11 protein-coding genes are annotated in these 15,868 nt (G+C 43.0%); 5 read left to right on the forward strand and 6 right to left on the reverse strand.

Annotated features, from left to right (window positions below):
• Positions 1-120: 120 nt before the first annotated feature.
• A complete protein-coding gene (locus HCZ91_RS00960) occupies positions 121-2,166 on the reverse strand; it encodes a BCCT family transporter (RefSeq protein WP_179797421.1) in 2,046 nt (681 codons plus the stop codon).
• 311 nt (positions 2,167-2,477) lie between these two features.
• Entirely contained in the window at positions 2,478-2,918 is a 441-nt protein-coding gene (locus HCZ91_RS00965) for an HIT domain-containing protein (RefSeq protein ID WP_179797423.1), read from the reverse strand.
• A gap of 232 nt (positions 2,919-3,150) precedes the next feature.
• Here HCZ91_RS00965 and HCZ91_RS00970 point away from each other — a divergent pair, with 232 nt between their 5' ends.
• From HCZ91_RS00970 to HCZ91_RS00980, 3 genes are all read left to right on the forward strand, one after another.
• Positions 3,151-3,906, forward strand: coding sequence for a hypothetical protein (locus HCZ91_RS00970; RefSeq protein WP_179797424.1), 756 nt, complete (start codon positions 3,151-3,153; stop codon positions 3,904-3,906).
• Between the two features lie 206 nt (positions 3,907-4,112).
• Positions 4,113-5,999: a dihydroxy-acid dehydratase gene (gene ilvD, locus HCZ91_RS00975; RefSeq protein WP_179797425.1), complete on the forward strand. Its 1,887-nt coding sequence runs from the start codon at positions 4,113-4,115 to the stop codon at positions 5,997-5,999.
• Between the two features lie 248 nt (positions 6,000-6,247).
• On the forward strand, positions 6,248-7,495 hold the full coding sequence (locus HCZ91_RS00980; protein WP_102090948.1) for a cation:proton antiporter: 1,248 nt from the start codon (positions 6,248-6,250) through the stop codon (positions 7,493-7,495).
• A 55-nt stretch (positions 7,496-7,550) separates the two neighbouring features.
• Here the strand turns inward: HCZ91_RS00980 and HCZ91_RS00985 are convergent, their stop codons facing one another.
• The 4 genes from HCZ91_RS00985 to HCZ91_RS01000 form a co-directional block, all read right to left on the reverse strand.
• Entirely contained in the window at positions 7,551-8,987 is a 1,437-nt protein-coding gene (locus HCZ91_RS00985) for a serine hydrolase domain-containing protein (RefSeq protein WP_179797427.1), read from the reverse strand.
• Positions 8,988-9,265: 278 nt separating this feature from the next.
• Positions 9,266-9,838, reverse strand: coding sequence for a sulfur transferase domain-containing protein (locus tag HCZ91_RS00990; RefSeq protein ID WP_257019925.1), 573 nt, complete (start codon positions 9,836-9,838; stop codon positions 9,266-9,268).
• Positions 9,839-9,896: 58 nt separating this feature from the next.
• Positions 9,897-10,811 carry a MaoC/PaaZ C-terminal domain-containing protein gene (locus HCZ91_RS00995; RefSeq protein WP_179797429.1) on the reverse strand — a complete coding sequence of 305 codons (915 nt, stop codon included), beginning with the start codon at positions 10,809-10,811 and terminating at the stop codon, positions 9,897-9,899.
• Between the two features lie 324 nt (positions 10,812-11,135).
• Positions 11,136-12,536 (reverse strand): 3-oxoacyl-ACP reductase, encoded by a 1,401-nt coding sequence (locus HCZ91_RS01000; RefSeq protein ID WP_179797431.1) that lies wholly within the window; start codon positions 12,534-12,536, stop codon positions 11,136-11,138.
• A gap of 549 nt (positions 12,537-13,085) precedes the next feature.
• On the opposite strand from HCZ91_RS01000, the gene HCZ91_RS01005 reads away from it, so the two are divergent.
• A complete protein-coding gene (locus tag HCZ91_RS01005; protein ID WP_179797433.1) occupies positions 13,086-14,600 on the forward strand; it encodes an acetyl-CoA C-acetyltransferase in 1,515 nt (504 codons plus the stop codon).
• A gap of 185 nt (positions 14,601-14,785) precedes the next feature.
• On the forward strand, positions 14,786-15,865 hold the full coding sequence (gene ppk2, locus HCZ91_RS01010) for a polyphosphate kinase 2 (protein ID WP_257019926.1): 1,080 nt from the start codon (positions 14,786-14,788) through the stop codon (positions 15,863-15,865).
• The last annotated feature ends 3 nt before the right edge of the window (positions 15,866-15,868 follow it).

Raw genomic sequence — 15,868 nt, forward strand, 5'->3', positions numbered from 1 at the left:
AGAAAACGGCTTGATTTGTAAGGAAAACAAGCCGTTATTCTAAGGATTCCTGCGTTTATTGCAAGCGCTTAACATGAATAGCTTGCATAAGCATTACTCGTTTTTAATAAATCCCATGCATTATTTATCAAGCACACTGCCCTGCTCTAGCGTGATGTCATCATCATGCTCTTGCATGCGCCACGGTAGACTATCAGGCGATATATTGAGGAAATGTAAATACTTCTCAAACTGATCAATAATGTCATTAATCACTGATTCAGATTTGTAGCCGTATAAGTCATAGGTCTGACCACCACGGCGTAGATACACCTCAGCGCGATGATGGTGCTCTTGTGGCAAAGTATCTGCGCTGTCTTCAGTATAATAATCAGGCGCATCATGCTCAGATAAGCGCACCTCATACCAAAACTCGACATCGTCACCACGCTGTAGCTCTAATACGGCTCGGTTGTTGACCGCATCATAGTTGACCTCAGTCGTCCAACCTGTTTCTGCAAATTTAGACGACACCTCCATCATCGAAGGCATAACCACTTCTTTAATATAGCTAAGAACCTTTTCACGCGTTGGCTTATCGGTCATATAATCGATACGCTCGCGCCATGCAGACGGTTTGAGTAGATGCGGCGGCAGTCTGTTGTCATTACCAAGGCTCTGATTACGATGTCCTTCGATACGCAGCGCACGCCACATACCAAACATTGAAATAAGAATAATAATCGCAAATGGTAACGCACTAACGATAGCCGCTGTTTGTAGGGCTTCTAAACCACCTGCAAGTAGCAATACTGCTGCGACAGCACCTTCAGTCACTACCCAAAAGCTACGCTGCCACCATGGTGTATCACTGCGACCACCTGCCGCTAGCGAGTCGATTACCAATGAGCCAGAATCCGATGACGTCACAAAAAAGGTAATAATCAATAAAATGGTCAACGACGACACAAATTCAGTAAACGGTAGATTCTCTAACAGTTTAAACAAAGCGATCGCTTGGTTGTTTTGTACTTCACTGATTAATGAGGTATAACCATCGACCATAATCATATGTAGCGCGGTATCACCAAACACAGAAAACCAGAAGAACGTAAAGAACGTTGGCACCAACATCACACCGAGTACAAACTCACGGATGGTACGACCACGGCTGATCTTGGCAATAAACAGACCGACAAAGGGGGCCCATGCAATCGTCCATGCAAAGATAAATAAGGTCCAGCTACCGATCCAATCGCTATTCTCATACGCTTGTAAGCTAAAGGTACGCTCAACGATATTACCCAAATAGCTGCCTGTATTTTCCATAAAGGCATTTAGGATAAAAATGGTCGGACCGACAACGAATACAAACAGCATCAACGCAGTTGCCAACAGCATATTCAAAATAGATAAGCGTTTTACGCCCTTATCCATCCCTGCCAATACCGATACCAATGCCGCGGCTGTCACCAATGCAATGGCAATCACCTGTACGGTCGTATTCACTGGAATGATATCTGGCAATAGATAATTGAGTCCCGCATTAATTTGCGATACTGACAAGCCCAAACTGGTAGCAATACCGAACATCGTACCCAATATCGCAAACACATCGACCGTATGACCGATAGGGCCATGAATCCTGTCACCAATAATCGGATACAGTGTCGAGCGTATTGATAATGGTAGACCATGACGAAACGCAAAATACGCCAGTGATAAACCAACAACACCATAAATCGCCCAAATATGAAAACCCCAATGGAAATACGCAATTTGCATCGCCTCCTTTGCCGCGGCGATAGTTTGCGGATCCGACATTGGCGGACTAGAAAAATGCATCACTGGTTCCGCTACTCCATAAAATAGTAGCGCAATCCCGTAGCCTGCCGAAAACAGCATGGCAAACCATTCAAGGAATCCGTATTCCGCCTCAGCATGATCAGGGCCCAGCTTGATACTGCCATAAGACGAAAACGCCAGTACAATAATGAACATCAAAAACAGTGCCACTGCCAGCATATAAAACCAGCCGAATGTCTCAGTCGTAAAACTAAGCACATCACTAAACAGAGCACCCGCTGCTTCAGGGTTAATAGCCGTACCAATGACCAATAGCAGCATAATAATTGCTGCAGGTACAAAAACTGGTAATAAAATGGTCGAACGAGGTAATTTACTCATGAAAGATAATATCCTCAAAAGTTGACGATGCCTTTTTATAGAAAATTTTTAATTAAGGCAAAGATTAGAAAATGTGTGTGAATGGTTATAATAATTATCACACTCTTTTCCAAAACCCTAGACAAGCGTTCAACTCGTAACATGACTTTAACGAATGTTACATGACTATTACCAAGAAAATAAAAAAGGCAGCTTGCTAGCTGCCTTTTGATTGTATATGTATTTTTTTAGTGATTTATAATCTATAAATGCTCGCTAATTCGTAAATACCAATACTTTTTATACCTAAACAGAAGCACTCTGTTTCCTGACTAGGCATCAATCACTGCCGCCAACTTCTTCGCAATATCTGCCAAATCATTGTTGTCGGCTTGGGTCACTGCATGACGTCCCAACTCATGGATACTTGATGGAATGAGATGTACATGGTAATGAAAGACCGTTTGACCTGCTTGTGAACCATTTAACTGCATTTGGATAATGCCTTCACGCTCAAACACTTGACGCTGTGCTTGCATAACCTTTTTAGAAGTCATCAGGACAGCAGCGGCATATTCTGGCTCAAGATCTACCAAATCTACCGCTTTTTGCTTGGGTATCACCAATACATGACCTTCGGCTTGCGGCATGATATCCATAAAGGCGAGCGTTTTATCATCTTCATACACTTTATGATACGGAATATCACCATCTAGCATTTTGGCAAAGATATTATTGTCGTCATAAGTAGTCTGTTGATTCAATTCAGTCATTACTTTTCCTTTAAGAGTTTTATTATTAGTTAATTAATAGCTCAATAGCTATCCAAAATAGATAAAAGCATCTGTCATATAGTGGACGAAATATAACTTTAGTACAAGTCAGTATGACAACCGAATTTGAAAAATATCAAGCCATATTCCAACCATGCTAGCTCACTAATTTATTGGCGAGTCATGCCCTTAAAATGTTATATTAATCCTCTATTTTAATAACGCTATGTTTATGGATTTGCCTACTTTGCCAACTCAACCAGATATGGATAACACTACCGCAACCCTTGATAATCAGGAAGAACACTCTGATATTGAGAGTGAAAGTGGTACTCAAACCATTGATCCGAACGCTATCATATTAGCAGAAGCATTGACTGATAAAGCCATCAGCTGGCAGATACACAATTGTAAAATTATAAAGAAGACTGTCACGCAAGATTTGCCATTGCCTTTTTTGTATCATTATGACAGTTTAGATGATGCGATCAAACAAACGCACCCGCTTACTCCTGAGCTACTAATTCAATTCAATACACCCATGTCAGCTCATGAAGCTGCCAAATTAATCGGCATTGACGAGGAGCTGCTGACCAGCCCTTGGCATGTGAAAATTATCGGCTCATTGGTGGTATTTAGTGAGGCATTGCAATTGGCTGTACGCCTACATTGGACCAATACGGGTAAAGAGACGCAGCAGGTATATATTAAAGATGCTGCCGACGCTATTATTGCCGCTTTTAAAGACTGGCAGTTTTTTGGTCGTGTAGACGTCCTGTATAAAAACACTAAGCAAATATTAATTAGTATTGACGAGCAAAACCCCAATACGCAAGCACTACCTGCCGAATCATTGCTGACGATTGAAGCTAGTGGCGATTATCAACAGCTACTGGCTACTCATGCGCTTGCAGCCATTGTAAAACTAGAAGCAGACAAAGCCGATCTTCCTTGGTTTGACAAAGCCATATTAGAACGTATTGAATAGATGTTTTGAATAACTGTTTTTTTGCTCATCGCTTGTGATTATTAATTCGTTATTATTAGCATATTGTTTTTAGTTATTCATATCTAATGGTATGGTAACGAATTAGTATTATTCACTAGTACTCACTCTCTATAAAAAGCACACTATCCCTATTAAAACTGAGGGTGCACATTTTAACAACCCCGCCTATTTGTAAGGAATATCACATGGATTATCGCTCAAAAACCTCTACCGGCGGTCGTAATATGGCAGGCGCGCGCGCATTATGGCGTGCAACCGGCATGACTGACGGCGACTTTGGCAAGCCAATCATTGCGATTGCTAACTCTTTCACCCAGTTTGTACCCGGCCATGTGCATCTAAAAGACCTTGGACAACTGGTCGCCCGTGAGATTGAGCAAGCAGGCGGCGTTGCAAAAGAGTTCAATACCATTGCGGTCGATGATGGTATTGCGATGGGCCATAGCGGTATGTTGTACTCGCTACCAAGCCGTGATTTGATCGCTGATTCTGTCGAGTATATGGTAAATGCCCACTGTGCAGATGCGCTAGTTTGTATTTCTAACTGTGACAAAATCACTCCGGGTATGTTGATGGCCGCCATGCGCCTTAACATTCCAGTGGTATTTATCTCAGGTGGTCCAATGGAAGCGGGCAAAATCTTAGCCAGTACTGTTGGTAAGAGCCACAATACCGATAGTAGTGACAGCAGTGCTGTTCGCAAACTTGACCTTGTCGATGCGATGATGGACGCTGCTGATGATAGCATCAGTGATGAAGACGTCGCTGCTATCGAAGCTTCAGCCTGCCCTACTTGTGGCTCATGCTCTGGTATGTTTACCGCCAACTCGATGAACTGCTTGACCGAAGCTTTAGGCCTAGCACTACCAGGTAATGGCTCACTGCTAGCTACTCATTCATTACGCCGCGAGCTATTCTTAGAAGCGGGTCGTACCATCGTGTCGCTTGCTAAACGTCGTTATGAGCAAGATGATGACTCTGTACTACCACGCTCTATCGCTACCAAAGCCGCTTTTGAAAATGCCATGAGCTTAGATATTGCCATGGGCGGCTCAACCAATACCATCTTGCATTTACTTGCTGCTGCTAATGAAGCAGAAATCGACTTTAAGATGGCTGATATTGACCGTTTGAGTCGCGGTGTGCCTTGTCTGGCAAAAGTAGCCCCTGCCTCACAAAAATACCATATGGAAGACGTGCATCGTGCTGGCGGTGTCTTTGCATTACTCGCTGAGCTTGATCGCGCCGAGTTACTAAAAACTGATGTACCAACTATCCATAGCGCAACGATGAAAGAAGCGATTGATAAGTGGGATATCATGAACCCTGACAATCATGAAGCTCGCGCACGCTTCCTTGCAGCACCTGGTGGCGTACGTACCACGGAAGCATTCTCACAATCAAAAGAGTGGTCAAACCTCGATGTCAACCGTGAGTCAGGCTGTATCCGTAGTGCCAAACACGCCTACTCTACAGATGGCGGCTTAGCCGTACTATATGGCAATATCGCTGAGCGCGGCTGTGTGGTCAAAACTGCAGGCGTCGACGAAAGCATCTTGACCTTTACTGGTCGCGCGCGTCTATTTGAATCACAAGATGATGCGGTTGCTGCGGTATTGGCTGACGAAATCGTTGCAGGTGATGTGGTCATCATTCGCTACGAAGGCCCTAAAGGCGGCCCTGGTATGCAAGAAATGCTTTATCCAACGACTTATCTCAAGTCAAAAGGATTGGGTAAAGAATGCGCCCTACTGACTGATGGTCGTTTCTCTGGTGGTACATCAGGTCTATCAATTGGTCATGCCAGCCCAGAAGCTGCTGAAGGTGGGGCGATTGGTTTGGTCGAAGAAGGCGATAGTATTCATATCGATATCCCAAATCGTACCATCAACATGCAAGTGAGCGACGCAGACTTAGCCGCTCGCCGAGAAGCTATGGAGGCGCGTGGTCGTGATGCATGGAAGCCTGTCAACCGTGATCGTCATGTCTCGCCAGCATTACGTGCTTATGCTGCTATGACTACCAGTGCTGATACTGGTGCCGTACGTGACGTGAGCCAAGTGGAGCGCTAGTCTGTAAGCTATCAATGCTCCAGACATACTGATAAAAATATTAAGCCTGCGTAATGCAGGCTTTTTTTTCACCAAAAAACAACGTAGCTGTCGTTTTGATAACTATTTTTTGCGGTAATTATTTTATTTTGACGTCATGATAAAGAGTATCAGTGACTGACTATCAACTATCGCTGTTGATAGTCATCAACATCTAAAATTACCCTCTTAAAATCGATCCTTAAAACATAACGACGTGCGTAAACCTTATGATTGAAAAATATAACTTATTCTTATTAATCTGCGGGATTGCCTTTTTACTCGGGGCCTTGTTTCCTGTTATTTTTAAGCGCACCTCTATCTCATTACCGATGCTCCAAGTCAGCTTCGGTCTGATGATGGGCTACTGGTGGACGTCTTTATCCTTTTTAGACCCACTTGATAACGGTTTACTCATCGAAAAACTGACTGAGATTGTTGTATTGGTCTCATTGGTTGGTGCTGGTATTAAAATCGACACTGAGTTGTCTTGGCGATTGTGGCGACCAACAGTAAGACTGCTACTCATTACCATGCCTATTGGTATTTTTGCGATGGCAGTCTTGGGATATTACGCGTTTGGTTTAAGCCTTGGTGCTGCTATTCTGTTGGGTGCAGTGTTAGCACCTACTGATCCAGTATTGGCTTCGAGCATTCAAGTGGGACCTCCCAATACAGGAGGAGAAGACACACCGCGCTTTACCTTAACGTCAGAGGCAGGGTTGAACGATGGTCTGGCTTTTCCGTTTGTGTATCTAGCGATTAAGATCGCAGAAGCGTTCAGTGAAGGCAAAACCTTTACTTACGAGATGCTATGGTCGTGGTTTACTCATGATGTCTTATGGAAGATTGGCGCAGGCGTAGTGGTGGGTGTATTGGTTGGTAAATTATTGGCCAAAGTCGTATTTTCTAAACATACCCGTGAGACTACCATCTCGCAAGGTTATGTGGTTATTGCATTGACGCTACTAGCCTATGGTCTTGCAGAGTATGTACACAGTTATGGCTTCATCGCTGTATTCGTGGCCGCATTTGCGTTTCGTCGCTCGGAGTGTGAGCATACTTATCACCAAAAACTGCATGATTTCGCTGAGCAATCAGAAGGCTTATTGATGTCATTAGTGCTGGTTATCTTTGGCATGTTCCTCGGTCAAGGGTTACAGGCAGGCGTCGAGTTGACATGGCGCGTCTATATTGTCAGCTTTACCTTCTTACTACTTATACGTCCAATTGGTGGATTTATTGCTTTATCAGGATTGAACTTACCACATACCGAGAAATACGCAATATCGGCTTTGGGTATTCGCGGTATCGGTACTTTGTATTATCTGTCCTATGCGCTCAATCAAGGTTTCTTCGCGGATGAAGATGCGCTCAAATTGTGGATTGTCTGTTCGATTGTCATTTTGACTTCTATCTTTATCCATGGTCTCAGCGCATCAAGATTGCTTAAAATGACACCAAAAAAGCAGCATTAAAATTAATGCTGCTTATATTTGAAATAGAATAAATTCGCGATTGAAGTTTGCATTATTAAAGTATTTCTTCTACCCAGCTCAAGACGGCTTCTGTCAGCGCAAACTGACGAACGTCATTGAGCATAGTGGTATCAAAATTATGAATAAAAGCAAATGACAGTTGGCGCTCAGGGTCGCACCAAGCAACCGATCCGTTATATCCCATGTGCCCGAATCCTGATAAAGCAGGACTCTTTTTCTTATCCGTATCATCGTTGTTAGCATACAAGCTAAATAATCTATGGTATCCCAATCGCCATTTCATAGCCGCTGGCATAACCGCATCTAAACCCTCAACCTGCGGAGTAGATAACTGCTCAAAAGTAACACCATCAATCAGCGTTTTCCCTTGCCATATACCGCCATTAGCAAGCATTGCATAAATCGTTGCCAGTGCTTTAGCGGAAGCGACACCATTTGCCGCTGGAATGACAGCTTGTAGCGTCTGGCGGTTATGATAATCAAGGGCATGTTTGCCAGCAGGTATCAGCGCTGACTTATAGTTTTTTAGATTAAGCTGACTGGTATTGAAATATAAGCTATTGATACGCGCCGTATTTAATACAGGTTGTGCGTTATCAATATCAGAGCTATCTAGATTTTCATCAAAGCTGTCATCAAGGCTATTTTGCGTCTCAGCTGCACGCTTATCATTTATCATTTTCTGCTGCCAGCAGTGATAACTAGGTAAGCTTGCATAAGTACGTAAAGTCTCTTGAGAGTCTACTTTTAAGGTTGGTTTTTGACGTCTCGATTTTAATTGAGAGCTTGTATCCTCTGTTTCTTCAAAATCTTTGGCCAATTTTGCCACCTGATCTACTTTACTATCTGGCACACCAAAATAGCAGCTGTCGGCAATACCCAGAGGCTCCGTTAGATACTGGCGCAGTGCTGCAGCGAATGGTAAGTTCGTAACCGCCTCTATTACGCCGCCCAATACCCAACCGTAGACCAATGCACTATAAGCGCTGTCATACTTAGTAGCATCTTCGGGAGAGGTAATGGGCATCGCTGCAATGTGGCGCAGCATCGTATCCCAATCGAGTACCATCTCGCTATCGACCTCGATACTTTGAATCGAAAACAAATCAGCCTGATGTGACATGATTTGTCGCAACGTAATTTGGTCTTTGCCGTTTGCAGCAAATTCTGGCCAATAATGGGCAATAGGTTTGTCATATTCGATCAGTTGCTGCGAAACCAGCACATGAACCAACGTTGCCAATACCCCTTTACCAGTAGAAAAGTTAATTGCCAACGTATCGGGTAGCCACGACATATCGGGACGCGCCATACCTGTACTGGCTTGCGCAATGCATTGACCTGCTTGATACACGGCCACAGCCCCGCCAGCAGGTGCATCATCAAGCTGTAAATCTGTCAGTAATTGCTGTAATCTTTTTTGAAAGTCAGCGTTTATGGGTGTATTAGAATTTTCTGTATTATGATCCATTATTATTACCTTGCTCCAGTGATATAAATTATTCTAGTTTTAAGATGATAGTAATACATAAGCTATAGTCAAAGAAGTCTAAAACGCATACAAGGTAGCCGATTACAGATTGCACAAGTATTTCTTTGACTATATAAAATATTTGAACCAGTATAAATGAATTGTGAGCCAATAAAAAAGGCCACCTATTGGTCGCCTTTTTTATTATTTATTTCGATGTTATTTTTAGAGTTTACCAACGTCTAAGACAGCACTAATATTCAACGCCACAAATCTAGTTAACGCGGTACTAGCAAACGATTATGAACTTCTTGTTCAAGCTTAGTCAAACCATGACTGCGACCACGTTCCATCGCTGTATCCATCTTACGTCCACGCAACCATCCTGCCCGCAGCGCTATTGCAGCTCCCACTCTATTGCCCGACCCACAGTGCATAGCGACTTTTTTGCCATGATGTTGACGTAGTACATTATCAAATGCCAATATCTTAAGCTGCTTTAGCTCTTTAGCACCGCTGATAGGCAGCTGTTCGTAGTGCATACCTGCTTGCTCAACTGCTGATGCCTCATCAAAGCTTAATTCGTCATCAGGCTGCAAGTTGATGACCAGCTCGACACCTGCTTTCGCTAAAGCCGCAACTTTTTCGTCATCTAATGCACCGCACACGATAGTGTTTGCATCTGGACGAAAATAAGGCTCAAAGATATCGGCCAAATCAACGCCATTATCGGCACTAACATGAATGTTAGCGCCGCTATCGTTAGCAGCGACCGTATCGGTTGCTATCGAGCTATCTGTTTGATCTACGTCTATCACGTTTTCTTCTGAAGGCATGTTTTGTGAAGTCATAATAATAAATATGTACGTTAAATATGGCTGTTAAAATAGAAGCTTTATGATGTTTATATTACTTGCTGTCGCTCTTTAAGGTTACAACACCCGCCAAATGCGGTTTATTGTTTTTAGAGCTATACAGTCCAAACTCACAAGTATCATCTACGTTTGTAAGCTGGGCTACTGGCTCAGCAATCAGCTCTACTTCAGCTGGCAAAAAGATAGGCAGCTTAAATGAGACGTCAATTGTATAAGCATCAGGCAAATCACCCATTAGAGCAAGACACTTAGCCTTTGACCACATACCGTGCGCAATCGCTTTAGGGAAACCAAAGGCACGTGCTGATAGCGGATGCAAATGAATCAAGTTAAAATCGCCTGAGACAAAGGCATAACGACGACCGATATCTTCTGGCACTTCAAAAATGCTATGAACACCTTCTTCGTTTACTTCAGGCTTGACCATGACCGGACGCGGCGCGCTCTTCTTATCTTTACTGCTAGGTTTCTTGCTACGTGATAAATAAGTCGATGTACCTTCCCAGATGACTTCATCTTCTGACTTTACGATAGTGACAAAGTCAAACTGCTGACCTTGAGCATGATCGCGCAAATTGTCAAAAGTGACCGACATTGCTACCGTTTCACGCTCTCCAATCGGGCGATACTGGGTGACGCTATTATCAACGTGGACAAGACCTAACATGGCAAATGGGAATGGCTCTTTGACCATCATGTTCATTTGTAGCGTCTGTGACAATACCGAGAAGTAAGTCGCTGGCACTTTGCCATCATCAGCAAAACCGCAAATTTTGCGATAGTCATCTAGGTTTTCTTGATCGATATGCAAGTCATCTACATAGTAAGTAGATTGTGGCAACTGGTCTCTACTAACCTTGCCACCATTACCGATAGGCAATAAGCTTTTGACAATATTGGCGTAAGTGGTGTGCGTTTTTGGCAACGCATCATAATGTTTGTCTGACATAAGTACATCCTAAGTGTGGCTTGAACAAGTTCTTTAACATATATAAAGACAATCTGCAGTCATTGACTAAAGCCTACTATTAAATCATCTAATAAGCATTAAATTTAATCAACCTCATGAGTATTTTTAACAGCAAAAAATAGTTTAGCTATTGGTTCTTGTGTTTTTATCATAAAAAAGCCACCCTTGGGCAGCTTTATTACACTTTATCAAAGATTATTTCGTAAGCATATGTGATACAAACGAGAAATAATAGCTTATATGATACAACTACTGTCTCTATCTGTACCTTATTTCTCACATATACCTGTCAATTAATCAACATTACGCACCAAGTAAGCTTTGACCACAGACGCGAACCGTGTTGCCATTTAGACCGCCAGAGGCAGGTGAAGCGAACCATGCAATAGTTTCAGCCACATCTACTGGCAGGCCGCCTTGGCTCATTGAATTCATGCGGCGACCAGCTTCACGAATAGCAAATGGAATGGCTTCTGTCATTTGGGTTTCGATGAAACCAGGAGCGACTGCATTGATCGTCATGCCTTTAGCATTGTCTTCTAATTGCTTGGCAGTTGCGTTAACCAAACCAATCACACCAGCTTTAGAAGTGGCATAGTTGGTCTGACCCATGTTGCCAGCGATACCTGAAATTGACGACACACATACGATACGTGCGTTTTCTTTCAGTACGTCATTGTCCAACAAGTAGCGGTTCAATCTAGCGATACTGCCCAAGTTGATATCGATGACCATGTTCCACTTTTTCTCATCCATCTTAGCCAACGTCTTATCACGAGTCACGCCAGCATTATGGATGATTGAATCTAGGCCACCACGTTTTTGGGCAGCGTCAGCGATTTCTGCCCCAGCATCTTCACTAGTGATATCTACTGCCAAAGCAGAGCCGCTGATTTCGCTAGCAACTTTTTGTAGGTCAGCTTGCTGCTGTGGTACATCTAGACAGATAACATGAGCCCCTTCACGAGCCAATACACGAGCGATAGCTTCGCCAATACCGCGACTTGCGCCAGTCACTAGCATCGTCTTGCCGCCCAAAGGCTGGTTCCAGTCAACATCAACTGAGCTGCCTTTACTGACACGTACTACTTGTCCTGATACATAAGCTGAACGAGCTGAGGTAAAAAAGCGTAAGGTTGAATCTAGGTTTTGCTCTGCGCCTTCTTCAACATAAATCAGCTGCGCTGTGATACCGCGCTTAAACTCTTTACCCACTGACTTCACAAAACCCTCAAGCGAGCGTTGAGCCATTGCAGATTCAATATCAGTGATGTTCTCTGGCGTACGACCAACCACAACCACACGGCCTGATTTTTCTACGCGGCGTGCAACTGTATGGAAAAACTCATAAAGCTCTTTTAGCTGTTCAGCATTGCTAATATTACTGGCATCAAAAAGCAGTACTTTGAATTGATCATCGCCGCCCGTGTTGGCTTTTGCCTCGACGCCTGCATCAGCAAGTGCGTCTTTGATATCATCACTGCTGTTTACATATACTTCGGCATGGACGTCTGACAGGATACGGGCAACAGACTCACTGACACTCTTGTCATCACCAGTAGCACGGCCAACCAATACGCTACCACGCACCAAACGCTCACCGCTTTCGAAACGATCAAGCGTCGTTGGCATTGGCAAACCTAAGTTTTTTGCTACTTTTTTGCCAATAGAAGATTGAACAAAATCACCATAACGGTCTGACATAATATAATCCTTATAATTAATGATTCGTATAATAATAAAAAATGCAATGAATCTATTATATAGAGACATTGACATCGTAATTATTTAAATTTAGTAAATCACCTCAAAACTAGCCTAACTATACACTTCCCTTATAAACAAGTCCAAAAACAGATAATGTCTACAACAATCTGTAAACAAGTCAGTATACAAGCCAGTCGTTTTTAGCAGCATTAAGCGCCACTATAACATGTTAAAATCTGACCTATAGGTTATGGCATACTTAATTATTGATAACAATATATTATCAAACGTACTGTTATGCAATGCTAATATTTCTTACTAGCCAGTCTATTAGAGCGATGCGTCATGGTCATGAATCTACTACCGACCTCATACAAGCGTCACATAGTTTGCTAAAGAGATACATTAAGTGAATAAAAAACGCCTTATGATAAACAGCTGTATTGCGTAATAAATGATAATATTTGCCTGTATAAAATAACTTAACTATTTTTTATTGTTACCTATCACTTTTTACTTCTACCCATACTTTTTAAGGATAATATTATGAGTAATAAAAACAATCATCCAGATAGCCCTGTTGTTGAAAGTACAGTTGTTAAAGCAACGGATACAAAATCAGATACAGCAAAAAAAGAAACCGCTGCAAAAAACACCACGACTAAAGACACCAGCGCTAAAGAAACTACTAGCAAAAAAGCAGTCGATGAAAAAGTAGAAACCACTGTTGCCAAAAAACCTGCTCCAGCTAGAAAAGCCAGCGCAACCAAACCAGCTTCAAACCTAAACCGTGTTGCGATCTTAGGTGGTAACCGTATTCCATTTGCGCGCTCAAATGGATCATACGCTGACGTTAGCAACACAGACATGTTAACCGCTGCATTGGACGGCTTGGTTGAGCGTTATAACCTGCAAGGCGAAACCGTAGGTGAAGTGGTATCTGGCGCAGTCATGAAACTTAGCCGTGATATCAACCTTACTCGTGAAGCCACATTGAATACCGCGCTAAACCCACATACGCCAACTTATGATATCTCACAAGCTTGCGGTACTGGCTTACAAGCGACCTTTGCTTCTGCTAACAAGATTGCACTTGGTCTGATTGATTCGGCGATTACTGGCGGTGTAGATACTACTTCTGACGCTCCTATTGCTGTCGGCGATGGCTTGCGTAAAGTACTGATCAAACTTGGTGCAGCAAAAGACAACAAGCAACGTCTAAAAGCATTAATGGGTCTAAATCCAAAAGACTTAATCGATTCACCGCAAAACGGTGAGCCACGCACTGGTCTATCAATGGGCGATCATCAAGCGATTACCACGCTTGAGTGGAATATCAGTCGTGAAGCACAGGATGAGCTTGCATTTAACAGCCATCAAAACCTAGCACGCGCTTATGACGAAGGCTTCTTTGATGACTTGATCACGCCGTACAAAGGCCTGACTCGTGATAACAACTTGCGTCCAGATACTACATTAGAAAAACTGGGTAAATTAAAGCCAGTATTTGGTAGAAAAAATGCCAATCCAACGATGACAGCTGCCAACTCTACGCCGCTTACTGACGGTGCTTCTTGTGTGCTATTGGGTACTGATGAGTGGGCAAAAGAGCACGGTCTAAAGCCACTTGCTTATATCGTCCATCAAGAAACCGCAGCGGTAGATTTCATTGGTAAATCTGGTACTACAGAAGGCTTACTAATGGCACCAGCTTATGCGGTACCACGTATGCTTGAGCGCGCTGGTCTGACTCTACAAGACTTTGACTTTTATGAGATTCATGAAGCTTTTGCTTCACAAGTACTATCAACCTTAGCTGCTTGGGAAGATGAGAAATTCTGTGAAGAGCGCTTAGGCTTAGATGCCCCGCTAGGTTCTATCGATCGCAGCAAATTAAACGTAAACGGTTCATCACTAGCGGCAGGTCATCCATTTGCAGCAACTGGTGGTCGTATTTTAGCTACTGCTGCTAAATTATTGGATCAAAAAGGTTCGGGTCGTGCACTTATCTCTATCTGCGCAGCAGGTGGTCAAGGTGTGACTTGTATCCTAGAAAAATAAGCTTGGTTACTTTTAAGTGAAAAAGATACGCTGACTTATTATTTTAATCAGTACATATCTATTAATAAAAAATGCCCTTTAATTTATTTAAAGGGCATTTTTTATTGTCTGTACTTTGCTATGATAGAAACGACCTAGATAGTAGCCTCTTAAAAAAGCCGATACGCAAAACAAAGGTAATATTTATGGGTAAGACAAAAATTTTATTAAGAAAAATGAGGCAAGTCATTTTTAGCTCTGAAAAACTGGTGATGACAGAACCGCTTGCAACCGCTGATTTTCAATCTCTAACGACTGAGGAGGATATAGATCGGTACCATCAGGAACAAGCCATTCTTACTGAACGCATCGAAAAAGACATTCTTGATGATGATTTACGTCGAAAAATGCACCAAGACTTAATCGATACATATGATGAAGAACTAGAAAATGAAATAGATGACTATGCACGTGACTTTCGTTTTAACGGACGTGAGATGAGCGAGCAAGAAAAACTGGATCGACGCACCTACTTTCAAGAGTTGGTACGACTACAGCGAGAACTGATAAAACTACAAGATTGGGTCGTTGATCGCGGTGAGCGTATCGTCGTTATCTTTGAAGGGCGGGATTCTGCTGGTAAAGGTGGTGCCATTAAACGCATTACCCAACGATTAAACCCACGCGTGTGCAGGGTAGCTGCCCTGCCGGCTCCCACTGAGCGTGAGCAAACACAGTGGTACTTCCAACGTTACGTGGCCCACTTGCCTGCAGCAGGCGAAATCGTATTGTTTGACCGTAGTTGGTACAACCGCGGAGGCGTTGAGCGTGTTATGGGGTTTTGTACTGACGCGCAATATGAAGAATTTTTTCAATCAGTACCAGAGTTTGAGCGTATGCTCGTACGCTCAGGCATTCGCTTAGTGAAATACTGGTTTTCTATCACTGATGATGAGCAACATGCACGATTTATGAGCCGAATATATGATCCGCTTAAGCAGTGGAAACTCTCACCAATGGACCTACAGTCGCGTCGACGCTGGGAAGATTACACCAAAGCAAAAGAAACTATGTTTGAGCGCACTCATATTCCTGAAGCACCTTGGTGGGTTGTCGAAGGCAATAATAAAAAACGTGCTAGGCTGAACTGTATTGCCCATTTGCTCGACCAAATCCCTTACAAAGAAGTGCCTCGTGACGAAATTGAGTTACCCAATCGCAAACGCGATGATGAATATTACCGCGAACCTATTCCCGATGATATGTATGTACCCCCTCGTTATTAAGCG

The sequence above is a fragment of the Psychrobacter sp. BI730 genome, from assembly GCF_013414195.1.
GTDB lineage: Bacteria > Pseudomonadota > Gammaproteobacteria > Pseudomonadales > Moraxellaceae > Psychrobacter.

Coding starts and splice junctions, on each gene's coding strand:
- HCZ91_RS00960 (WP_179797421.1), bottom strand. CDS start 2,166: ATGAGTAAATTACCTCGTTCGACCATTTTATTACCAGTTTTTGTACCT.
- HCZ91_RS00965 (WP_179797423.1), bottom strand. CDS start 2,918: ATGACTGAATTGAATCAACAGACTACTTATGACGACAATAATATCTTT.
- HCZ91_RS00970 (WP_179797424.1), top strand. CDS start 3,151: ATGGATTTGCCTACTTTGCCAACTCAACCAGATATGGATAACACTACC.
- ilvD (WP_179797425.1), top strand. CDS start 4,113: ATGGATTATCGCTCAAAAACCTCTACCGGCGGTCGTAATATGGCAGGC.
- HCZ91_RS00980 (WP_102090948.1), top strand. CDS start 6,248: ATGATTGAAAAATATAACTTATTCTTATTAATCTGCGGGATTGCCTTT.
- HCZ91_RS00985 (WP_179797427.1), bottom strand. CDS start 8,987: ATGGATCATAATACAGAAAATTCTAATACACCCATAAACGCTGACTTT.
- HCZ91_RS00990 (WP_257019925.1), bottom strand. CDS start 9,838: ATGACTTCACAAAACATGCCTTCAGAAGAAAACGTGATAGACGTAGAT.
- HCZ91_RS00995 (WP_179797429.1), bottom strand. CDS start 10,811: ATGTCAGACAAACATTATGATGCGTTGCCAAAAACGCACACCACTTAC.
- HCZ91_RS01000 (WP_179797431.1), bottom strand. CDS start 12,536: ATGTCAGACCGTTATGGTGATTTTGTTCAATCTTCTATTGGCAAAAAA.
- HCZ91_RS01005 (WP_179797433.1), top strand. CDS start 13,086: ATGAGTAATAAAAACAATCATCCAGATAGCCCTGTTGTTGAAAGTACA.
- ppk2 (WP_257019926.1), top strand. CDS start 14,786: ATGGGTAAGACAAAAATTTTATTAAGAAAAATGAGGCAAGTCATTTTT.